This is a genomic window from Chryseobacterium sp. FW101-FHT12H09 (assembly GCF_058790395.1).
In genome coordinates this window covers 307318-331644 of record NZ_JBYTCP010000003.1, presented here as the reverse complement: position 1 = coordinate 331644, position 24327 = coordinate 307318, and the positions used below count along the sequence as shown (strand labels likewise).

Here is a 24327-nt window from a genome sequence, read left to right as displayed (position 1 = left end):
TTTTATAACTTTGGATTAGATGCAAATTTAGCAATAGAAAATTAGATGAGCGCAAAAAAAGCCAATTTATCAGGCGAATTGAAAAAGTATTTCGGGTTTTCTACTTTTAAAGGTCAACAAGAACAAATCATAGAAAACCTGTTAGAGGGGAAGGATATATTTGTTTTAATGCCGACAGGAGGAGGTAAGTCATTATGTTACCAACTTCCGGCACTTATTTCCGAAGGGACGGCAATAGTAGTTTCTCCCTTAATAGCTTTAATGAAAAATCAGGTAGATGCCGTAAATGGTCTTTCATCTGATGATGGAGTAGCCCATGTTTTAAATTCATCATTAAATAAAACACAGACTAAACAGGTCTTTGATGATATTAAAAGTGGTAAAACAAAATTACTCTATGTTGCTCCGGAATCATTAATTAAAGAAGATTATCTCGATTTCCTTAAGGAAGTTAAAATTTCTTTCTTTGCTATTGATGAGGCACACTGTATTTCAGAATGGGGGCATGATTTCAGGCCTGAATACAGAAATTTAAAAACAATTATTGATAAAATCGCAGATGTTCCTGTGATCGCACTTACCGCAACGGCAACCCCAAAAGTTCAGGATGACATCCAGAAAACCTTGGGAATGATCAATGCATTGGTATTTAAAGAAAGTTTTAACAGGGCCAATTTGTTCTATGAGGTTCGCCCGAAGGTTAATGTAGATCGGGAAATCGTTAAATTTATTAATCAGCATAAAGGTAAATCAGGGATTATATACTGTTTGAGCCGAAGAAAGGTAGAAGAGTTTGCCCAGTTATTACAGGTGAATGGGATCAATGCACTACCTTATCATGCCGGTTTGGATCAAAAGGTAAGAGTAGCAAATCAGGATAAATTCCTTATGGAAGATGCTGATGTTATCGTTGCTACCATTGCTTTTGGAATGGGTATTGATAAACCGGATGTCCGTTTTGTGATCCATTATGATTTTCCAAAATCCTTGGAAAGCTATTATCAGGAAACAGGACGTGCCGGAAGAGATGGCGGAGAAGGATATTGTTTAGCTTTTTATGATCCTAAGGATATTGAAAAGCTTGAGAAATTCCTGGCTCAGAAGCCTGTTTCTGAAAGAGAGATCGGGTTGCAGCTTTTAAATGAAGTAGTAGGTTATGCTGAAACTTCTATGAGCAGAAGACAGTATATTCTATATTATTTTGGGGAAATTTTCGATCCTGTTACCGGTGAGGGAGCTAAAATGTGTGATAATGCATCGAATCCACCAAAATTAAAAGATGCCACGAAAGATTTGGAAAAGGTTCTGGAGCTGATCAAAGAAACCGGAGAAAAATTTAAATCTAAAGATCTGATCTCTGTTATCGTAGGAAAAGAAAATGCGGTGACAAAGTCCTATAAATTAGAACAAACTTCTTATTTCGGTTTCGGAAAGGAGGAAAAAGATAATTACTGGAAAACAATTCTAAGACAGGCGACTGTTCAAAACTTTTTACAAAAGGATATTGAAACTTATGGTGTTTTAAAGATTTCTGAAAAAGGGCTACAGGTTTTGGATAATAAATTAGAACATGCCTTTTTAATCGCCGAAGACCGTGAATTTGATCTGTCACAAACAAAAGCAGAGAGCGATCAGGTTCAAATGGAAGCGGGAGGTACTATGGATAAGAATTTATTTGGACTTCTAAAAGAACTAAGAAAAAAGGTAGCTAAAAAATACGGAATTCCGCCTTACACGGTATTCATGGATCCTAGTTTGGAAGACATGACGATTCAATATCCGATCACGTTGGAAGAAATAGCTAAAATTTATGGAGTAGGTGAAGGAAAGGCAAAAAAATATGGTAAGGAATTCGCAGATTTTATAAAAACTTACGTCGAAGATAATAATATTGAGCGTACTCAGGATATGGTTTTGAAGCAGGTTGCTAATAAATCCAGCCATAAAGTATTTATCATTCAGAGTACAGATAAAAAAATTGATCTTGAGGATATTGCAAGAGCCAAGAATTTAACGATGAATGAATTGTTAAAAGAAATGGAAAGTATCGTTTATCAAGGGACAAAGCTGAATATCGATTATTATGTTGAAGATAATTTTGATGAAGATATTGTAGATGGTTTCATGGAATTCATGAATGACTCTGAGAGTGACAGTATGAAAGTACTTTTGGATGAATTCGGAGATGAGCTTTCTGATGAAGAGGTAAGAATGCTAAGGATAAAATTCATTAGTGACGTCGCTAATTAAATTTAAAAATATGAACCTTATCCGATATCATGGGTAAGGTTCTTTTATTATAATGAAAAAAATTTCTGTTATATTTATTCTGCCGGACTTAGAAACCGGAGGCGCAGAAAGGATTATTACCACTATTGCAAATCATCTTTCAAGGGATCGTTTTGAACCTAAGATTTTGCTTTTGCGTAAACAGGGTGGATACCTTGAATTCCTCAAAAAAGATGTTGAAATCATTGATATCAATACGGAAAGAATCAGACATTCATTAAAACCTATTCTTTCGGAAATCTATCGAAGAAAACCTGATATTGTATTTTCTGGATTTGGAGAAGTCAATGCCTATTTATCTTTATTTATAAAGCTTTTTCCAAGGACTAAATTTATCGCCAGGGAAACCAATGTGGTGAGTGAGCATGTTACCCGTAAAGAGATCAGGTTTTTCTATAAATTTTATAATAACTATCAGCAGATCATTGCGCAAAGTGATGATATGATGAAGGATCTGACGAAGAATTTCAATATACAGACTCATAAGATCGTAAAAATAAATAACCCTGTAGATTTTGATTTTATTGATCAGAAGCTATCTATTTCTAAAAAACCGGAATGTTTCAAATACAATTATAAGAATGTTGTAGCGATTGGAAATTTATCTTCCAGAAAAGGATTTGATAATCTGTTGAAAGTTTTTTCAAGATTAAAAAACGAAAATATTTTACTCCATATTTTAGGTGACGGTAAAGATCGGGAGATCTTGCATCAGATGAAAGATTTTCTGGGACTAAAACATGTTTTCTTTCATGGAAGGCAGGAAAATCCATATCAATATTTAAAATATGCAGATCTCTTTATACTTTCATCGAGATATGAAGGTTTTCCCAATGTATTATTGGAAGCCGGAGCCTGTGGAACTTACGCTTTAGCTAATAATTGTCCCGGAGGAATTAATGAGATCATCCAGCATCAGGTTAATGGCGAAGTTTCTGATATTGATAATCATGAAGATTTTTCTCAAAAGATCATGAGTATTTTACATAAAACGTACGATAAAGACGCTATTAAAAATTCTATTAAATCAAGGTTTTCAAAGAATATTATCCTGGATAAATATGAGAAAGTGCTGTTAGACCTTATGAACAGGTAATTTAATAGTTATGATCATTGAAGGGGTTTCTTTTTCAGGAATAGCAGTGGCGCTTTTATGTATACTTCTTCTTTTTTCAAAAAAACGGAAAAGGCATGATGATCATTATTTGATCTTATGGTTACTAGTCTGCATAACCAATCTGAGTTATTATGCATTTTCCAATTTCCTTCCTGCAAGTTTACAGAGTTTTGGGTTTACACTGCCCGTACTCAGTGTAGCTATGCTCTATCTGTATGTGATTTCGATGACTTTTAATATCCAATTTAGGTTCACATACATTCTGAAACATGCCCTGTTTTTCATAGTTTATAATTTTGTTTTCATAATGGTTTCCATCTTTTATGAAAAAATTGTATTCATTGATGGCATCCCTTATTTTAGTGCCCGGGGAAACAACCTGCTTATTAATGCACTGACTTTGCCGATGGCAGTTGCTCCGATACTATATATAATCTTCAGTTTTTTAGCATTGAAAAAATACCAAAAGCTCCTTCCTGAATATTATTCAACTTTAGAGAAGATTAATTTAAACTGGATGCAATACATCATTCTTTCTCTTATTATTCTTTTTTTCATCGTTATCGGGATTATATCATTTGGGACAAAATTAAATGCAATTCCTATCAGTCATATTTTTAAAATAGTGGGTGCAGTACAGGCAATCTATATATCCTGTATTGTGTTTTTCAGTTTAAGACAAAGCATTGTTATCAATCAGAATATTTCTTTCACTAATGAGAATAAGGAAAAGACTGCTTTGCCCGATGATAAACTCGTTGGACTATCCCAAAATGTACTCGCCTACATGGCTGATGAAAAACCATATCTTAATGAAGAACTCAGCCTTTCCGTTTTATCCGCTTCATTGGGTTTATCAACAAATCAGCTTTCACAAATCATCAATCAGACATTGGATACTAATTTTTATAAGTTTGTCAATGCGTATCGGGTAGAAGAAGTAAAATGTAGGCTGAAGAATCGTGAATATAACCGATATTCTATTCTGGGTATTGCTTATGAATGTGGTTTTAATTCAAAATCAACTTTCAATAAAATATTTAAAGAAGAAACAGGTATGACACCTTCTGAATATAAGAGATTTTCCCAAACGAATTAGGTCCTGATCTATAGAATAAGACGAATAAGATAGGTGTTTTAATGATTTTTGCATTCAAAAATATATGGACGCAAATTTTCATTTAACCAATATTATCATTCATGTTATAAGCGGGACTATTGCGCTTTCTATCGGTTTTCTTATTCTGCTTAAAAAGAAAGGAACACTATTTCATAAAAAAGCAGGTGTTTTGTTTGTATTCTTTATGGTTTTGATCATTATTACAGGTATTTTAGGAGTTGTAGTTTTCAAGCGTAATTTATTTTTACTAGTGATCACAGTTTTGGCGGGTTACAATACGTATTCGGGAGTAAGAATTGTGAAAATAAAGACCAATACTTTATACCTACAGGATGTGTTAGTAATGATACTGGCAATGGTCATCACATTATTTTTTTTATATTATTTGAAATCTCTTGGTTTTTATTGGAGTCCTGTTGTTATTTATTCAACAGTAGGATATTTATTTCTGGTTATTTTCTATGATGTAGTAAGATACTCGATTCCTAAATTCAAATATGGTAACCTTTGGATGTATGAACATTCCTGTAAGATGATCAGTGCATTAAGTGGATTATTATCAGCTTTTATAGGTACAGTTTTACCAGATTACAAACCTTATAGTCAGATACTCCCTTCCATGTTGATGACATTTGTGATGGTACTTTTTATCATACAGATTTACCGGAAAAATAAGAGACAGCATTTGCAAAAATCTCCTGTCGATTTTAAATAAATTACTATATTGCTTTCCAGTCTAAGATTAAATCTATGAATCCGGTCTCAAAAATCAACTGTGCATGCGAAAAACCACCTTTTAATTATAAAGATTATGATAGTTATGAATTGGGAACGGACCATACCAATGGAAGATATGGTGAAATAACGATTGAAACATGCAGAAGCTGTAAAAGAAAATGGGTTAAATATTTTGTTGAATATGAATCTTTTTCCAGATCAGGAAGGTGGTACCGAGGAATTATTAATGATAAAAATATTGAAAAAATTACTCCTGAAAATGCCATAGATTATATTGAAAACATGGAATGGTATCTTTATGGTGGGTCTTATTTTTCGCATACAGGAGCAATAGGAAAAGGGAAAGTATATGTTGATTTATAACTTTCAGAAAATGGATAACGGGTGGTATTTTAAAATTGATAAATCTCACTTTGGTGCTTGGTAATTTATCATTAAATTTGTGAGACTTAAGATAGATAATAATAACAAATTCATAAAATAACATGAGTCAATTCGATGTTACCGTAATAGGTTCTGGTCCTGGTGGTTATGTTGCTGCTATTCGTGCTGCACAATTAGGCTTCAAAACAGCAATTATTGAAAAATATTCAACTTTAGGCGGAACTTGTCTTAACGTTGGATGTATTCCTTCAAAAGCACTTTTAGATAGTTCTGAACATTTCGAAAATGCAAAGCATAATTTTGCGAGCCACGGAATCATTATCAATGAGCCGCAGGCAGATATTGCAAGAATGATAGAGCGTAAAAACGAAGTTGTAGATCAGACAACTAAGGGAATCCAGTTTTTGATGGACAAAAATAAAATCACTGTTTTTGAAGGATTGGGAAGTTTTGAATCTGCTACTCAGATCAAAGTAACTAAAAACGATGGTTCTTCTGAAACGATTGAATCAAAATATACAATCATTGCAACAGGTTCTAAGCCGTCTTCACTTCCTTTCATTACGCTTGATAAAGAAAGAGTGATCACTTCTACAGAAGCGTTGGCCCTTAAAGAAATCCCTAAGCATTTAGTAGTAATCGGAGGGGGTGTAATCGGTCTTGAATTAGGTTCCGTATATTTAAGATTAGGAGCTCAGGTAACAGTAGTTGAGTTTATGGACAAGATCATTCCTGGAATGGACGGTGCATTAAGTAAAGAATTGACAAAAGTTCTTAAGAAACAAGGAATGAAGTTTATGCTTTCTACGGCTGTTTCTGCAGTGGAGAGAAATGGAGATACTGTAAAAGTTACCGCTAAAGATAAAAAAGGAGAAGAAGTAGTTGTAGAAGGAGATTATTGTTTAGTTTCTGTAGGAAGAAAGCCTTATACAGAAGGTCTTGGCCTTGAAAAAGCAGGTGTTGAGCTTGATGAAAGAGGAAGAGTAAAAACAAACGATCACTTACAAACTAACGTTTCTAATATCTACGCGATCGGAGATGTGATCAAAGGAGCGATGCTTGCTCATAAAGCGAGTGAGGAAGGTACTTTGGTTGCTGAAATATTAGCAGGTCAAAAGCCACATATCAACTATAACTTAATTCCTGGTGTTGTTTATACATGGCCTGAAGTTGCTGGTGTTGGTAAAACTGAAGAGCAACTGAAAGAAGAAGGTGTTGCTATTAAAGTTGGTTCATTCCCAATGAGAGCTTTAGGAAGAAGCCGTGCAAGTGGTGATGTTGATGGGTTGGTTAAAATCATCGCTGATGAAAAAACGGACGAGATTTTAGGAATGCATATCATCGGAGCCAGAGCAGCTGACTTAATTGCAGAAGGCGTAATTGCAATGGAATTCCGTGCAAGTGCTGAAGATGTTGCAAGAAGTTCTCATGCTCACCCAACATATGCAGAAGCTATTAAAGAAGCTGCATTGGATGCTACAGGTAAGAGACCTATTCATATCTAATATTTTATTGAAAGATTAAAAATTTCAAGATTTAAATAAAAAAAGAGAAACCTATTTTAGGTTTCTCTTTTTTTTGGCATAGAAATAGAGATGCACATTATAAAGTAAAATAAATGAAAAAAATATTTATTGGTTTAGTATTGTTTGCCGGAATTTATTCTTTTGCTCAGGAAGCTGGAAAAGCAGGTGAACTCTTAAAAAATGAAGCTTCAAAGACAGAAATGCAATCTGCAAGAACACAAGGTTTCGATAATAAAAACAGCAACAAAAATAATTCAGGTTTTAGGAATCAGAATAATCAAAATAATGGTTTCAGGACTCCAAATTATCAATGGAATCAAAACTACGGTTATGCCGAAGTTTTTCTAAGAATTCCAGAATTGGGTTACTTTACCGTTGAATTAGGAGATCAGGCAATTTCTAATGGTTCGGGTAAGTATCGTTTTTTTGATTTGCAGTCTGGTAGAATGCCAATATCCATTTATGATAATGGTTTTCTAATTTATAAAACCACTTTAATGCTTCGGAATAATAACAGATTGGTATTGGATTTTTTTACGAATGAAGGATTGTATCTATTGGATTCATATCCTGTCAAGAGCCAGTCTTATGGTTTTAATGATTGGAATGATGTATGGAATGATCCTTATGGGAATCAATCAGGAAATTGGAATCAGTCAGGAAATGCGATGGATGATCGTACTTTTAGTCAGTTTTTTGAAATGTTGCAAGACAATGAGAAATTTGATGATGGAAAAATTCGTATGATCAATCAGCAAATGCGTAATTCAATGTTTTCTTCTCGGCAAATAAGAGACCTGGTAAAGTCTTTAAGTTTTGATAAAAATAAATTGGCGCTGGCTAAATCTATGTATCGTAATTGTGCAGATAAAAACAAATATTTTTTGGTTTATGATGCCTTTGATTTCGATAGCAGCAAACGGGAATTGATGGAATTTGTAACAAAATCATGATAAAAGGAAGGGAAGCGTAGTGCTTCTCTTTTTTATTGTATCAATCTCATTTTCTCATAAAATTTAGATGATTTTACCGGAGCCATATTAAACTGTACTCCAAAAGTAATTCCTTTAAAATTTTTTTTCTTTATCAATTTTTAAATCATAAAAACCTGTATTGAGATGCTTGAAATTAAAGAGTGATAGCTTATTCTTGGTTCTATAGAATATGGATTTATCTACCTTCAATGATTATTTATTAATGATTAATTTTATATTTCCGTACCTTTGCAGACTAATTCAATCATTAATGCAACTCGGAAGAACTCAGACTTTAAAAATTTCAGAAAAAAATAATTCAGGATGGATCTTAAGTGATGAATCTGGTGAAAAAGCTTTTTTGCCTAAGGTGTTCACTCAGGAAGATAAAGAAATTGATGATGAGGTTGAGGTTTTTGTTTATCAGGATGATGGTAAATTAAAAGCAACAACCGAAATTCCATTGGCTGAAGTGGGAGAGTTTGCTGTAATGAGCTGTGTAGAAAGTCTTCCTAGTGGAGCTTTTATGGATTGGGGAATTATTAAAGATTTATTTATTCCTTACAAACAGCAAAAATCCAAGATCATTGAAGCAAAGAGATATCTTGTATATCTTTATGTAGATGAAGATATGGACCTGATTACAGGGACCACAAAATTCAAAAGAAATCCTCAATATGAAAATCTGCCATTCCAAAAAGGCGATAAAGTAGATTTGATCATGATGAATGAAAGCGAAATAGGCTGGAATGTGATCATCAATAAAAAATATATCGGATTGATTTATGCTTCTGATGTTTTCAAAAAACTGTATCCATTATCTGAAGAAACAGGGTATATTAAAACAATCCGTGAAGATGGTAAGATAGATGTTTCTTTACAGCCTGAAGGATTTGAAAACGTTGATGAGTTTAAACAAAAGATCCTTAACAAGCTTGAAGAAAATTATGGACTTCTTCATTTATCAGACAAGTCCTCTCCTGAAGAGATCAAAGATGAGATCCAGATGAGTAAAAAGAACTTCAAGAAAGCGATTGGAGGACTCTATAAAGATAAAATTATCGATATTTTAGAAGATAAAATTAGATTATTATAAAAACAAAACGAGCAGAAATTTCTGCTCGTTTTTTATTTTAGTCTCTGTTTTTAATGAGTAACCATCCATTATATATCCTTCCGTCTGATACTTTTATTAGGTACCAATAATTTCCTGTTGATAATGGAGTTGAATTGTATTTTCCATCCCACTCAAAGGGTTTTTTATTAATGATGTCTTTAAATACCGGGATGCCTTTTCTGTCATAGACTCCTATTTCAGTTCCAGTATAATTTTCCAGACCTTTTATTCTCCATTTGTCGTTGAAGCCATCACCATTAGGCGTGATCATGTTCGGAATATTAAAAATAGAAAAGTTTTTTTGTCCAATGATACATCCTGATTTCGTTCTTACATAAACAATGTATTCTCCCATACTCAGATTGGTAAATACATTAGAATCCTGCCAGTTGATATTATCTAACGAATATTCATAGTTTCCGGTTGCTGAAAGAAGTATTGTTGCGGAATTATTGGTAATGGTTACAGAAACAATCTCTGCCAGAATAGAGTAGCTGACTTGTGTACTGGCAATGTTTTCACAACCGAAACTATTAGTCACTTTCACTGAATAATTTCCTGGAGTTGAAACCACAATCGTTTGTGTAGTCGCTCCCGTATTCCAAAGGTACGATGTGAATCCGGCTCCTGCATCTAAAGTTATAGTCTTACCCTGACAAAAATCAAGCTGATCCGGAAAGTTGATCTTCGGTTTTGGATTTAATGTTAAACTCAATCTTACCACGGTGAAACATCCATCAGCGGTAGATACTTTTACATGAATAACGGTGGAACCGATGCTCATTATATAACTGGATGGGTTTGGAATAATATTTCCAGTACTGTCCGTATAAACAAAAGTATAATTGTTTGGATTAGCAATGATATTGGCTTCATATGAATGAAGATTAATACTCATTGTAGCTCCTGTTGTGTCATTGCATATCGCAGCTGTGAGATCCTGAGCAGGAACATTATTCACCGATAAAGTAACTGCAATAGCTTGTTTCTCAGATTCACATCCATTTATAGTTTGTGTTACAAAATAAGTTTGTCCGTGAATTAATGTTGTACTAAGTGGTAGAATGTTTCCTGCTCCATCATAAAATACCAGGGAAGTTCCTGTAACTACTAGATTTGTCAAGGTTGGATTTATTGAGGCACAAAAATCCTGAGCTGTATTGGCTGTTGGTTTAGGAGTCGTATTTACGGTTACCTGAATGGCTGTTTTATTACTTTCACATCCATTAATGGTTTGTGATGCATAATAGGTCTGCCCGGTTACAAGTGGAGTTGTTGGAGGCAAAATGTTTCCTGTTACATCATACCATTTGATATTTTGACCTGTAATTTGGAGGTCAGAAACTTTGGGCTGATTTGTTGCACAAAATATTTGTGTTGGATTTGTTGTTACAGGAAGAGCTGGGGAACTGATAATTACATTCTGATTTTGTATTGCCGTATTCCCATGACCATCATTATAGGCCCAATGAACGACATATGTTCCAGGAATCGAATAAGAAAGTGGGTCCGTAGTTGTAGCATTGATAACTCCAGCGCAATTATCTGTTGCGGCAGGAAAATTAGAAATTGTTGTATGACAATCTCCTGTGATATCTGGTAAGTTTGCAATATTGGGAATTGGTGCTATATTATCTCCAACTACTACATTTACAGTAAAAGTTCCATCGCAACCTAGTGAACCAGAAATATGGCAGGTGTACGTTCCCGAATTGGCTACTGTAGCATTTGGAATTGTTGGGTTTTGCAGATTAGAAGTAAATCCATTTGGTCCTGTCCAATTGAATGTTGTTCCGCCGGTTGCATTTAATTGGATGGATGAATTGATACAAACCGGAGAGTTTGATGTAGCAGAAATTCCAACACTACAATCATAAAATTTAGCAAAATTATTATTTGTTTGAGTAGCTCCAAGGGTATAAATATTATTACTTTTGGCATAAATAGAATTAATTTCACCATAAAAATAAGATCCCCATATTTGATTACCTACTGTACTAAATTTGGTGAAAAATCCCCCATTATAACCCCCATTGTTTGTTGGCAAAAATCCATTTGGAGTTGCTATTTGAATATTATTGAATGTGCGGCCACAAAATAATATATTATTGGTGTCATCTATAGAAAGGCCGTATGCTTGATCATCATCTACGGCGTTACCTGTTGTTGCACCAAAATAAGTTCCCCATATTTGATTTCCAGTAGGATTGAACTTTGTCAAATAGATATCATTACCAACATATCCATTGTATTGAGTCTGGTGGGTTCCTGGAGTTGAAATTTTTTCATGTGCCGTGGTTTCACCCAGCAGAATTACATTATTGTCCTTATCTATTTTTAAATCACTTACGGATGTTACTCCTTCATCTGAATTGCTTTGAATGCCATATCCATCTCTTCCACCATAGTAAGTTGACCACAAAAATTGAAAATTGCTGTCAAGCTTTGCCAGATAAGTATTGGCTTCACCAATTATAGTTTGTTGATGGGTGCCAGCTGTAGCCTGTCCACTCGTATTATAATTTCTATAAACAGTTCCCGCTAAATAGATATTGTTTGCATTATCACGATCAATCTTTTTTATACCATCTCTTAAATTAAAATAAGATCCATAAATTTGCTGGCCTGCAAGAGAAAATTTAGCAATAAATGAAATTCCATTATATACATTAGAATTGGTTGGAACTGCAGCGTTAGGGGTTGTGATTCCATTATTTCCTACCGCAAAACCTCCCAATATTAAATTCTCACTAGAGTCAAGCACAAGTGAATTTATAGTATCTGCATTATCCCCTCCGAAATAAGTGCCCCATATTTTAGTCCCACTATCATTGAATTTTATAATAAATGCATCCTCGTTTTCAGCATAATAGATGGGATTTACATATGATGAATGTTCCTTATGAGCTCCTGGTGTCGTTATTGTATTTGTACCATTCGTCGAGTCTCTTGCATGTCCAACTGCATATATTTCATTATTGCTATTAATAGCGATATCTTTTAATAAATTTGTTTCATCACCACTATAATCAAAATGATGATTTCCTAAAAATACTCCCCAAATTTTATTTCCTAATGGATCAAATTTTGAAATATATCCATAGTTTTGAGAATTAGAATCCATTACATTATATGTATTAGTAGCAACATTATACCTTGCAATGGTTGTGAAACTTGAATAAACTTCTTGATTTGCGTTTGCTAATACGCGGCAGTATGAACTATCGTGCCAAACCCAATTTGGTGAATTTTTAATCCATAGGGGTGTTGGAACAGGGTCAATTATTAATGTTTTATTGTATAGATCTTGTTTTCCTTCAAATCCATAAGTGTTATTTTTGATTTGGATGAATTTTATATGAGTATCTTGTTTTTTATCACCATCTACCAACCATGAAAGAGGAATATTCTCCTGCATATCACCAAAGCGGAGTTTCATATTTATTTTCCCTTTGTCCAACGAAGTTTTACAACCATAAAACTTCATTTTAATATCAGATATTTTGCCACCTGGTCTTACAATAAAATTATATTCTATTGGTTTTAAAGTATCTTTTGGTTTAAAAAATACCAGATCTATATTATTGTATATATTTTTATAGGTAATTTTTTTAAATCTATAAACTTTCAGAACTCCATTGGGTTTGTTGGGGATATTATAGAAATTTTCGTAATCAGAAGATTGCTCATCAGAAATAAGTTCAACATTAGAATTGGAACCAATTAAATCAATATCTATTCTGTGGTATTTATATTTTAATTTATCCAGTTTTTCATCAGATAGATTTTGTTTTTTTTCTTTGGAGGGGGCTTCTTTTAGTTTTTCAACCTGATAGACATCATATGAAAATCCATTTTTCTTTAATTGTACATTGAGACCATTTGATATAAAAAGATATTTTACATCAGCATTTTCTTTTCCATTCTGATCAATGATCTGGCCTTTGTTTTCGTAAAAATAATAGGGGGTGTCATTTGTGGGTTTAGTTTGAGAAAACAAAAAAGTGCAACATAAAACAGAGAAAAGAAATAAAATTTTCCGCATCGATTATTAATTTTCGGCAAATATATAAAAACACCTCACTTTATCGGGATTAAGAATCATTAATCTCTAACTGTTTGTTTTAAAACATGATGTAAATCATAATAATTGTTTAATTATTTTGTTTAACAATTTTGTCAAAAAAAAATTTTGATTTACATTTGCACAAATTTGTTTAACAAAAATGTCAAACCAAGCAAAAAAAGACCAAACACAAGAATTGATCAAAGAAACCGCGAAGAATTTATTCTTTGTGAAAGGGAAATTTGATGCTACTACGCAAGAGATTGCAGATGAAGCCGGGGTAAACAGAACGCTTATTAATTACTATTTCCGTTCCAGAGATAATCTGATGCAGATCGTTTTTAATGAAGCGCAGAAGGTAGAACAGGAGAAATCTAAGATTATTCAGAACTCTTCTTTACCATTTAAAGAAAAGATGAGCCAGTTTATAGAAGGCAGTTTGGCTACAAGCTTACAATATCCTTATCTGGAAACATATATTGTTTCACAGATCAATAAAGGAAACTGCCACCAGAAAGATATTGAAGAGGAGGATTTGAAAAAGATGTATGAAGATATTGAAAAGGAAATGGAATTGGGAAATATTGAAAGAATGAAACCCATTCAGTTTATATTAAATATGGTTTCCCTTTTAGTTTTTCCAAGTGCCATACGACCTCTTTTAATGGAGAATCTAATGATAAGTGATAAAGAATTTGATAAGATTATATCAGAGCGAAAAGAGATCATACTTAACATGTTATTTAAAAATTAGTTAAAAACTTAAAGTATTTTTAAATATGATACGTCCTTTAGGAATAAAGTATTTTGAGAACAACATTCTATTAAAAAATAAACGAAGTAATAAATTATGAAAAGAAAACGTATAACTGCAATCAAGCTAAAAATTGGGATAGCTGCAGCATTTATGATTTTCGGCTATTCATCAGTGTCTGCCCAACAGCAGGTTTCTTTACAGGAAGCTATCAAGCAGGCGCTCCAAAATAAAGCAGAAGCCAAAAAAGCTGCTTTACAGATCAAAAAAGCTGAATACAAAATTGATGAAGCTAGAGCAGGGGCATTACCTCAAGTTACTGGTACTGCTGCCTTAACCTATAATCCTATTATTCAGCAGTCGTTGCTGGAATTTGGTGGACAAAGGATAACAGCTCAGTTGGGACAGCCTTGGAGCACCAATGCAGGAATAAATGTTCAGCAGGCTCTATTTGATCAAAGAGTTTTTACTGGTCTTAAAGCTGCAAAATCAACAAGAGAGTTTTACATCCTGAATGCTCAATTGACCAATGAACAGATCATTGAAAATGTAGCGACGGCTTATTATCAGGTTTTTGTACAGGAAGAAAACCTTAAAACGGTAGAAGTAAGTTATTCAAACACCGAAAGGGTAAGAAATGTGATCAAAAGCTTATTGGATAATGGATTGGCCAAATCTATTGATCTCGACCGTACAAATGTACAGCTGACTAATATTGGATCAAACAGACAGCAACTGATCAATTCCGTAGAACTTTCAAAAAACGCTTTGAAGTTTTATATGGGAGTTCCTATTGATACCAAAATCGAACTTGAAGAAAAAACGATTGAACCAAGACCTGAGCTTATTATGAGCAATGTGAATCTGGACGATCGTTTAGAGCTGAAAGTAAAGAACAAAAACAGAGAACTTCTTGTGTTTAATAAGAAAGCGACGGAAGCTTATCTTTATCCTACTGTAAGTCTTCAGGCAAACTATGCGTGGGCTGCAACAGGAAAGAAATTTCCTCTTACCAATGGTCTGAGTAATGGTGTACTTTGGAGTGATTATTCTGCAATAGGATTGAATATAAATGTTCCGATCTTCACAGGTGGTGCTACAAAAGCTAAGATCCAACAGGCGGAAATTGATATTCAGGATTTAGATCAGGATATTCAGAATACCCAGTTAAGTTTAAGTTTGGATTATAAAAATGCAATTTCCAATATGGAGAATTCAATCATTAATATCCAGAGCATGAAAGATAATGTAGGCCTTGCAGAAAGAGTACAGAAAAATACTCAATCCAATTACCAGAACGGTTTGGCTACGCTTACAGAAGTTTTGGATTCTGAAAATGCTTTAACAGAAGCGAAACAGAATTATTCAAATGCATTGTTAGATTATAAGCAGGCTGAGATCAAATTAATTAAAGCTAAAGGAGAATTAAACACACTACAAAACCCATAACTAAAATGAAAAAAACTTTAATATATATCATCGTAGCAGCCGTACTTATAGGTTTAGCGGCATATAAGATTGCAGGAAACAAGGAAAAACAGACGCAGGAAGTTAAAGAAGTTGCAAAACAGGTTGACAAGATCAATGTGAATGTTGTTACTGTAAAAAGAGAAAATATAGATACAGATTATTCTGCTAACGGTACTTTTTTACCAAAGCAGGAAATGAATCAGGCTTCTGAAATTGCCGGACGTATCGTGAGTGTTTTGGTAAAAGAAGGTTCAAGAGTTTCTGCTGGTCAGACTTTAGCAACTATTAAAAGAGATGCTATCGAAGTTGATGTAACACAGGCTCAGAACAACTTACAAAATGCCATTATAGATAACCAACGTTATGAAAATGCATACAAGACTGGTGGTGTTACCAAGCAACAATTGGATAACTCAAGATTACAGTTAAAAAATATGCAGGCTGCCGTAAAAGCCCAGGGAGTAAGAGTAAATGATACAAGCATCCGTGCAGGTATCAGCGGTACCGTAAACAAAAAAATGGTTGAACCGGGAAGTGTTGTTGCAATAGGAAATTCAATGTTTGAAATTGTTAATATCAACAGCTTAAAACTTTCTGTATTAGTGGACGAAAGCCAGATTGGAAGAATTCAATTGGGTCAGGAGGTTCCAATTAACGTAAATGTTTTACCAGAAGGTTCTTTCAGTGGAAGAATTACATTTATTGCTCCTAAGAGTGATGCTTCTTTAAATTTCCCGGTTGAAATTGAGATTCAAAATAACGGACAACTGAAAGCAGGTATGTATGCTACAGCGATATTTAAAACCAATCACGGAGCTGAAACTCAAAATATGTTAACTGTTCCTTCAGAAGCATTCGTAAATGGAGTAAGTTCAGGTCAGTTATTTGTTGTTCAAAACGGAACTGCCAAACTGATCAAAGTAACGATTGGAAAAGTATACGGAGATAAAGTACAGGTTTTATCTGGTCTTACTGATGGACAACAGGTAATTACCAGTGGACAGATCAACTTGGATAACGGGTCAAAAATCAATATTGTAAAGTAGTAGACCATGAAGTTAGCAGAAATATCGATTAAAAGACCATCGTTAGTTATTGTATTATTTACAATTCTGACATTGGGAGGTATCCTGAGTTATACACTCATGGGATACGAATTGATTCCGAAGTTCGAAACCAATATGGTAACGATTTCTACGACCTATCCTGGAGCTTCTCCTGCAGAGGTGGAAACTTCCGTTACCCGGAAGATTGAGGACGCCGTTGGATCTTTGGAAAACGTAAAAAAAGTAGAATCTTCTTCATACGAAAGTTTATCTGTAATCATGGTTCAGCTGAACGATGGAGCGGATGTAGATTATGCTTTGAATGATGCTCAGCGTAAGGTAAATGCAGTTCTTAAAGATCTTCCGGATGATGTAGATCCACCTTCACTGAACAAATTCTCCTTGGATGATTTACCAATTATCACGATGAGTATTTCATCTGATAAATTGAACAATAAAGAGCTTTATGACCTTTTAGATAAAAAAATAGAACCTATTTTCTCTCGTGTAAATGGTGTGGCACAAGTTGATCTTGTGGGTGGACAGGAAAGAGAAATTCAGGTAAACCTTGATGAGAAAAAGTTACAGGGGTATGGACTTTCCATTGCTGATGTACAACAGGCTATTCTTTCATCAAACTTAGATTTCCCTACAGGTAGTTTGAAAACGAGAACTTCAAAATCTACGATCAGATTATCAGGAAAATATAAGTCGACTCAGGAAATGAACAACCTTGTGGTTTCTAATAAAGATGGAGCTCAGGTTCGTTTATCTGATATTGCAACGGTTTTTGACTCTCAGAAAGATGTTGAAAAAGTAGCAAGATTCAATCAGTTTCCTACGATCTTAATGCAGGTTAAAAAACAATCGGATGCCAATGCGGTTGCCGTATCTGAAAGTGTTCAGAAAACGATTGCAACAGTAGAAGCAGCCTATAAAGTTCAGGGAATAAAAGTAAAAGTAGTAAATGATACTACAGACTTTACCCTTGAATCTGCCAACCACGTAATTTTCGACTTATTCTTAGCGATTATTCTTGTGGCAGTGGTGATGTTATTATTCCTTCACAGTATCAGAAATGCCTTCATTGTAATGGTTTCCATTCCGGCTTCATTAATTGCTGCTTTCATTGGAATGAACCTGATGGGGTATACTTTGAACTTGATGAGTTTACTTGGACTTTCCCTTGTGGTAGGTATCCTTGTGGATGATGCGATCGTGGTACTGGAAAACATTTACCGTCACATGGAGATGGGTAAAAGTAAGATCAGGGCTGCATATGACGGAGCTTCGGAAATTGGATTTACCGTTGCGGCGATTACATTGGTAATTGTGGTGGTATTCCTTCCGATTGCGATGAGTTCAGGTCTGGTAGCAAATATCCTGGGGCAGTTTTGCGTCACGGTAGTTATTGCCACCCTATTATCATTGTTAGCTTCATTTACGATCATTCCTTGGTTATCATCAAGATTTGGTAAACTGGAACATTTAACAGGTAAAAACTGGTTCGAGAAATTCATCCTTTGGTTTGAAGGGTTGATTGATAAATTCACACACTGGATCACTGGAATTCTTGAATGGTGTCTGAAATCAACATTAAGAAGAATATCAACAGTGGTGATCACTTTTATTATTCTGATCTCTTCATTCATGTTGGTAGCATTTGGTTTTATCGGTGGTGAATTCTTCCCTCCAATTGACCGTGGTCAGTTCTTGGTTCAAATGGAATTGTCAAAAGATGCAACGGTTGAAAAGACCAACCAGTTAACATTAGATGTTGAGAAATATTTAAGAAACGATAAAGATGTCGTGGATCTGATTACAACCGTAGGTCAGCAGTCAACAGGTTTTGGTGGAGCTCAGGCTACAACCTACCAATCTGAAGTTCAGGTAAACCTTACCGATAAATCTGAGCGTGCTGAAAGTACCAACATTAAAGCGGCTAAAGTAAAAAGAGCTTTAGAAGAGAAATTTACAGGAGTTGAATTTAAAACTGCGCCAATTGGTATCCTGGGAGCTGAAAATGCACCGATCGAAATGGTAGTAACAGCTCCGGATAATGCTACAGCAGTAAAAGAGGCTACAAGAATTCTAGAACTATTGAAAAAAGTTCCTGGAGCGGTGGATGCTGAATTATCAACAGATACCGGTAACCCTGAAGTACAGGTGAACATCGACAGAGATAAAATGGCTTCTTTAGGCTTGAATCTTCAAAGTGTAGGACAAACAATGCAGACTGCATTTAACGGAAATACAGATGGGAAATTCAGAGCCGGAGAATACGAATATGATATTAATATCCGTTTCGGAGATGCCAACAGACAGTCTATCGATGACGTTAAAAACCTGATGTTTACAAATCCTAAAGGAGAACAGGTTCGTTTGAGCCAGTTTGCAGAAGTAAAAATGGGTTCTGGACCAAGCTTACTTGAACGTAGAGATAAATCTCCTTCCGTAAAAGTAAGAGCAAAAGCAGTAGGTAGACCAGTGGGTGACGTTGCCAATGAATGGGCAGACCAATTCATGAAGAGCGATAAAAAACCGATCGGGGTAGATTACATCTGGAGTGGTGATATGGAAAACCAGCAGGAAGGTTTCGGTACGTTAGGTATTGCTTTATTAGCGGCTATCGTATTGGTTTACCTGGTAATGGTTTCATTGTATGACAGTTTCGTTTATCCGTTTGTGGTATTGTTCTCAATTCCATTGGCGATGATCGGGGTAATGGTAATCCTTGCCTTAACTGCGAATTCACTGAACATCTTTACGATGCTAGGGATGATCATGTTGATTGGTCTGGTAGCAAAGAATGCGATCTTGATTGTCGACTTTACGAATGCCAGAAAAGCAGCCGGATCAAATACACACGATGCATTGGTTCAGGCTAACCATGCCCGTCTTCGTCCGATCCTTATGACAACAATCGCGATGATCTTCGGGATGTTGCCAATTGCATTGGCTAGTGGAGCAGGAGCTGAATTTAATAAAGGTCTGGCATGGGTAGTTATCGGTGGTTTGACATCGTCTCTATTCCTTACCTTGATTATCGTACCGGTAGTATATTCTTTATTTGATTCAATTCTTCGTAGAATGGGTCAACATAAGAAAACTGACTACGATGCTGAAATGAAAGCTGATTATGTACATAAAGAACTAAGTGAAGACGGATACACTCCGAAACATTTAGATTAATATAACAACCTTAATTAACCTAGAAACCGTATCAATTTTTGATACGGTTTTTTGTTTGGATTCTTTATTGAATAGTTTTATGACTTGAGGTATAAGTTTAGATTCCTACGGAATGACAAAGTGGGTCGAAATCTAGATAAAAATCTGCGTCATCTGCTCAATCTGCTAAAGAAAAAGTCAATCAATAGGAGCAGGTTTTAACCCGCTTATCAATAAGCATAAACAATTTAGCCAAAACTTAAAGATCTCATTTTTTCCATAACAAAAAAGGCTTCCAGAACAAACTGAAAGCCTTCATTATCTTTTACAGAAAAGATTAATCTGCCATTACTTCACCAGACTTTCTATAAATAAAACTTCCATAGATGTGTCTTCTTGCAAAACGGCTTGGTGAATCAGCATTAACCATTTTAATATAGGTATTTCTTGGAACCCCAATATATTCATACATTTTGCCATTCAAATGCTGAACTTTTAAAATCTGTTTTTCAAAATAGAAATCCTGAATGATAGATTTTGTGATCGTTTCCGTATATTCTTCTTTATATTTTTCCTGCGTTTCCGGGTTGATACTCACCAAAAAATGGTAAGCTTCGATCACAGATTTGCTTTTTTCTTCTGCTTCCAGTTTCCCGGCTTCGTCATTGATGAATTTATCAGGATGTGAATCTTTCATCGTATTTCTATAAATCGTCTTTAACTCTTTTAAAGTAACTGTTTTATCAACCCCAAGAAGCTTTCTGTGTTCACCAACTCTTTTCATAACTAAATATTTACTGATTTTTAAGGTTCTATCTAATCGCTATCTTCGTCAGCATTTATTTGTGTAATACTGATAGTGAAGAGGTCATCATATGAATCCTTATTTCGGGGTGCAAAATTAGGCAATTAAAATTTAAAAAGCATAACTTGTTCAATATTAATTTATTTGATCTCCTTTTGTACTATAAAATGATAAAATACAATTGGGAATAAATTGTTTTTAAATATGACTTATAGGCATTTAAGGAAACAAAGTCTTATTTTTTTTATATTTGTAAAAAAGCAGATTATGCAAAAAGAAAAATTACGTGTTCTAAGGAAGAAAAAAGGATATACTCAACAGCAAATTGCTGATGTAATTGCTACCGATGTATCCAATTACTGTAGAAAGGAAGGCGGAGATGTGAAAATAATACATGAGGAATGGGATAAGATTGCTAATTTTCTTGAAGTGCCGGTTGAGGAGATTTATGAGGAAGATGAAGGTAAAGTCATTATCGAAAATCCGGTATTTAATGATAGCCCGGGGTCTTCTGTTAATGGAAATGTTTTTGGTAATCATACAGTAAATATTACTAATGATTTAGCTGTAGAAATTATTAAAAATCTGCAAGAGTATATTAATCTGTTAAAAGAAGAAGTTAAGGGGTTAAAGGGTGAATAATATGGGTAAAAGGTATAATATTAAAAATGTATTCTATCGGAATGTCTTTTTAATATTTTTTCTATATAAATAGAATGATTAAGTATTTTCGAATAGGAAATATGTTAATACTTTTGTTTATTTTTAAAAGTTAAATTTTATTATCATAAAAATTTATAGTATCGGTTATAAAAATTTCAGCATTCATAAGTCCGGATAAATTGTGCTTAGGTAAGGTAATTTCTATTATCTGATTTTTATATTCTAATGCATAATCTATTGTCTCTAAAATATTTTTAAGAACATTCATTTTAACAAAACCTATGTTAGTAAAGAAAATTTCTTTCAAATTCTCTTGTTCTTTTTTCCCCAAAGACATATTATTTATTATATATTTTAAGGCTTGCACTGAATTATAAGAATTTTGAGCAAAATCTTCTATATTATTTTTATTGGGTCCATATATACTAAGGTTATGAAGTATTATAGCTTTGATTCTTTGAATTTTTTGACTTTCATCTCCATTAGCTATGAATGTGAATCTTTTAGTTTCTCGATACAGGAATAATAATGCATCATTTCCTAAATATGTATGGTTAGAATATTCTATTTTAAACTCTACGATACTTCTTTCAAATCTGTCCAGTTGGTTATAGACTAAATTGGTGGCTCTATTTATAAGGAATTCATTTCTGGTATTAACCATCTCATCCCTTTGAAGTTGCATCTCAATTTTTTGATTATCTAAATCTTGTTTTTGCATTAATAATGTTATTATTACACCAGCTAAAGCAATACCTGAAAAAATGGTATTTAAAATACCAAAAGAATCTCCAACAGCTCCTCTGTCTTGCCAAGAAGTAAAAAATAATTTCATTACAAATGGATAGGCGATTGACAGAAGTATCATTACTAAAGATACATAGAAGAAAAGTTTTGTATAATTACGGTTATTATTCATCTTGATAATTTATTAGCTTTTTATTACACCTCTCTTTTCTGCTAAAGCCAAATATTTCATTCCACTTTGATCAAAAATATTTTCAGGATATTCTATTTTTAACGCAGAGTATATAGCATTTGCAAAACCAGGTAAAGAACTTAAAAATGCTCCAAAAGTAGAGCCTGTTTCTAGACCGGAACTTGCTGCTCCCAAACCGCAAACTGTTCCAAATATAATCTCTCCCCATCTATTCTCATTCATTTTTCTTGATAATTCATCCTTTCTAATTAAAAGTTGATTAACTTCTTCATGAAAAAGGCGAGAAGATATATCAATAGATGGATTTAAAACAATTAACTCAACCTTATTTCTAAAAGCTTTTAATAAATCATTATTCTTTTGCTTAAACTGAAGCACTTGATCTAAATTTATATTTCTAGGATAAGGAATTAAATCTTCTAAAATTCGTTCACGTTTATTAAGTTCCACTTTATTATGAAAAGGTTGGATATATCTTTTTCTAATAATATCTGTTACTGGTAATCTATTTGTTTTTATACTTATAATATTCGCAAGGAATTTCATTAATTCATCGGCCGTTCTTTTTTCAACAAAATACCAATTTGCATAACCTTTTTTCGCTAATCCAAGCTCTTCTAAATTATAAAAAACTTCATGATCAAACTTATTTAGATGTAATTTTACCATTTGCAATTTCTCTGAAATTTTATTTTTACGGCTAGCTATTTTAAAATATTTTCTTGTTTTTTTTAATAGATCTTTATTATTTTCAATCAGCTTAATAAAAGGCTTTGTACTTTCCCGAGGGTTATCGATTGTATTCATGGGGTTTATCGGTGTTACTAACTGTTGATTTACAAGTTCCCACATAAAAAAATCATATTTATTACGATTATAATAATATTCATCGGGAACAATCGAACCAATATTGTCATAGTAAAGTAATGTTCGTAAAGTCCAATCATTTTGAGGCAGATTAATGTATGGATAGTATAAAATGTTATTCATAGTTTAAAATTAGTTTTTACTAAAATAGAATAATTTTTTGATTAAATAAGATCTAAAAAAAGCAGGAACTTTCGCCCCTGCCTCAATTAAAAAAAAATAAAATAATAATAATAATGATAATGATAATGATAATGATAATGAGTTCGTTCTATTATACTTTCTCTGTCGCATAAGCTGCAGCTACCTCTTTCGAAGTTTCATTCTATAGCGATAACATTAATAATGTAATTAATAAGTGTATTAGTTTTTAATACCAAAGCCATTCTCAAGAGAATGGCTTTGAACTACAAAAAAAGGAATCATTTAAAACTTTCCATTGTTATTTTTCCAATTTTCTTTTGATGGAATTTCTTCTATGGTATCCCAATGTTCGATAATTTTTCCGTTTTCGATACGGAATAAATCGTAGAAAGAAGTGTGTTTTCCTGCAAAATAACCTTCGCTTGTTGTGAGCACAAAATTACCTTCACCCAATACTAAGTGAATGGTGTCATATTGCATGGTAATGCCTTGAGAAGCCATATGATCCATGGCCTTTCCCAATCCCGATAGGCCATCGCCTATTTGCGGGTTGTGCTGGGTATAGTTTTCACCATCAATGTAACTGTTTAATCTTTCCATTTTCCCCTGTACTAAAATATCTTCTACAAAGCCTCTTGCTAATGTTTTGTTAGCTTCTGTTTTGTCTAAATCCTTAATCGTCGTTGCACCATCTGTCATAGTGTGTCCACTTGGGTTTGGACCAGATGTTTCCTGAAGATTATCCCAGTGTTCTACAGCCTTTCCATCTTCGAAACGGAAGATATCGAAGCCTGTTTTTGGACCAAAAAAGTTGTAATCTACATGGCAGAAAGCATAATCACCGTCTTGAAAAGCTCTTATGATATTTACCTTTGTTGTATCTATCGGAAGCTGAGAAAATAAGGTGGCTAAGCCTGCTGGCCCTTCAGCAATATTCAGATTGTGTTGCACATACTTCGCCTCATTGATGTGATCAAGATGTACCCGAGTTTCAATAGCATTTAAAAGTGCTATTGCTTTTTGTTTGTTTTCCATTTTTTTTGTGTTTTTTAATTAAGGAGCTTAAGATACGAAAGATGGAGCTAATAAAAAAGCAGGAGCTTTCACTCCTGCCTCAATAAAAAAATAATAATCAG

At 33.8% G+C, this 24327-nt stretch carries 18 protein-coding genes; 13 read left to right on the top strand and 5 right to left on the bottom strand.

What is annotated here, in order from left to right; all coding sequences use genetic code 11:
• The first annotated feature begins 45 nt into the window (after positions 1 to 45).
• The 8 genes from recQ to AC3WRL_RS12195 all read left to right on the top strand — a co-directional run bounded on the left by recQ (position 46) and on the right by AC3WRL_RS12195 (position 9244).
• Positions 46 to 2250: a DNA helicase RecQ gene (recQ, locus tag AC3WRL_RS12230; protein WP_492330385.1), complete on the top strand. Its 2205-nt coding sequence runs from the start codon at positions 46 to 48 to the stop codon at positions 2248 to 2250.
• A gap of 52 nt (positions 2251 to 2302) precedes the next feature.
• Positions 2303 to 3385, top strand: a complete 1083-nt coding sequence (locus AC3WRL_RS12225; protein ID WP_261512465.1) for a glycosyltransferase — start codon at positions 2303 to 2305, stop codon at positions 3383 to 3385.
• 10 nt (positions 3386 to 3395) lie between these two features.
• Positions 3396 to 4505, top strand: a complete 1110-nt coding sequence (locus tag AC3WRL_RS12220) for a helix-turn-helix domain-containing protein (protein ID WP_492330384.1) — start codon at positions 3396 to 3398, stop codon at positions 4503 to 4505.
• 64 nt (positions 4506 to 4569) lie between these two features.
• A complete protein-coding gene (locus AC3WRL_RS12215) occupies positions 4570 to 5241 on the top strand; it encodes a hypothetical protein (RefSeq protein WP_492330383.1) in 672 nt (223 codons plus the stop codon).
• Between the two features lie 35 nt (positions 5242 to 5276).
• The gene (locus AC3WRL_RS12210) at positions 5277 to 5627 is read left to right on the top strand and encodes a hypothetical protein (protein ID WP_492330382.1); all 351 of its coding nucleotides are present in this window, start codon (positions 5277 to 5279) and stop codon (positions 5625 to 5627) included.
• Between the two features lie 122 nt (positions 5628 to 5749).
• Entirely contained in the window at positions 5750 to 7153 is a 1404-nt protein-coding gene (gene lpdA / locus AC3WRL_RS12205) for a dihydrolipoyl dehydrogenase (protein ID WP_214824126.1), read from the top strand.
• Positions 7154 to 7266: 113 nt separating this feature from the next.
• On the top strand, positions 7267 to 8127 hold the full coding sequence (locus tag AC3WRL_RS12200) for a proline and serine-rich protein 1 family protein (RefSeq protein ID WP_492330381.1): 861 nt from the start codon (positions 7267 to 7269) through the stop codon (positions 8125 to 8127).
• A 292-nt stretch (positions 8128 to 8419) separates the two neighbouring features.
• Positions 8420 to 9244 (top strand): CvfB family protein, encoded by an 825-nt coding sequence (locus tag AC3WRL_RS12195; RefSeq protein WP_214824132.1) that lies wholly within the window; start codon positions 8420 to 8422, stop codon positions 9242 to 9244.
• 37 nt (positions 9245 to 9281) lie between these two features.
• Here the strand turns inward: AC3WRL_RS12195 and AC3WRL_RS12190 are convergent, their stop codons facing one another.
• Positions 9282 to 13310, bottom strand: a complete 4029-nt coding sequence (locus tag AC3WRL_RS12190; RefSeq protein ID WP_492330380.1) for a DUF7948 domain-containing protein — start codon at positions 13308 to 13310, stop codon at positions 9282 to 9284.
• 181 nt (positions 13311 to 13491) lie between these two features.
• Here AC3WRL_RS12190 and AC3WRL_RS12185 point away from each other — a divergent pair, with 181 nt between their 5' ends.
• From AC3WRL_RS12185 to AC3WRL_RS12170, 4 genes are all read left to right on the top strand, one after another.
• Positions 13492 to 14085 carry a TetR/AcrR family transcriptional regulator gene (locus AC3WRL_RS12185; RefSeq protein WP_214824138.1) on the top strand — a complete coding sequence of 198 codons (594 nt, stop codon included), beginning with the start codon at positions 13492 to 13494 and terminating at the stop codon, positions 14083 to 14085.
• 96 nt (positions 14086 to 14181) lie between these two features.
• Positions 14182 to 15534 carry a TolC family protein gene (locus AC3WRL_RS12180; RefSeq protein WP_214824140.1) on the top strand — a complete coding sequence of 451 codons (1353 nt, stop codon included), beginning with the start codon at positions 14182 to 14184 and terminating at the stop codon, positions 15532 to 15534.
• 5 nt (positions 15535 to 15539) lie between these two features.
• A complete protein-coding gene (locus AC3WRL_RS12175; protein ID WP_214824143.1) occupies positions 15540 to 16601 on the top strand; it encodes an efflux RND transporter periplasmic adaptor subunit in 1062 nt (353 codons plus the stop codon).
• 6 nt (positions 16602 to 16607) lie between these two features.
• Positions 16608 to 19793, top strand: coding sequence for an efflux RND transporter permease subunit (locus AC3WRL_RS12170; protein ID WP_214824146.1), 3186 nt, complete (start codon positions 16608 to 16610; stop codon positions 19791 to 19793).
• 316 nt (positions 19794 to 20109) lie between these two features.
• On the opposite strand, the gene AC3WRL_RS12165 is transcribed toward AC3WRL_RS12170, so the two are convergent.
• Positions 20110 to 20556, bottom strand: a complete 447-nt coding sequence (locus AC3WRL_RS12165; RefSeq protein ID WP_214824148.1) for a KTSC domain-containing protein — start codon at positions 20554 to 20556, stop codon at positions 20110 to 20112.
• A 288-nt stretch (positions 20557 to 20844) separates the two neighbouring features.
• Between AC3WRL_RS12165 and AC3WRL_RS12160 the strand changes: the two genes are divergently transcribed.
• Entirely contained in the window at positions 20845 to 21219 is a 375-nt protein-coding gene (locus tag AC3WRL_RS12160; protein ID WP_492330379.1) for a helix-turn-helix transcriptional regulator, read from the top strand.
• Between the two features lie 130 nt (positions 21220 to 21349).
• Here AC3WRL_RS12160 and AC3WRL_RS12155 read toward each other — a convergent pair whose 3' ends face one another.
• From AC3WRL_RS12155 to AC3WRL_RS12145, 3 genes are all read right to left on the bottom strand, one after another.
• Positions 21350 to 22159, bottom strand: coding sequence for a hypothetical protein (locus AC3WRL_RS12155; protein WP_492330378.1), 810 nt, complete (start codon positions 22157 to 22159; stop codon positions 21350 to 21352).
• A 12-nt stretch (positions 22160 to 22171) separates the two neighbouring features.
• Positions 22172 to 23170, bottom strand: coding sequence for a kinase (locus AC3WRL_RS12150; protein WP_492330377.1), 999 nt, complete (start codon positions 23168 to 23170; stop codon positions 22172 to 22174).
• A 303-nt stretch (positions 23171 to 23473) separates the two neighbouring features.
• On the bottom strand, positions 23474 to 24226 hold the full coding sequence (locus tag AC3WRL_RS12145) for a nuclear transport factor 2 family protein (RefSeq protein ID WP_261512456.1): 753 nt from the start codon (positions 24224 to 24226) through the stop codon (positions 23474 to 23476).
• Between the last annotated feature and the right edge of the window lie 101 nt (positions 24227 to 24327).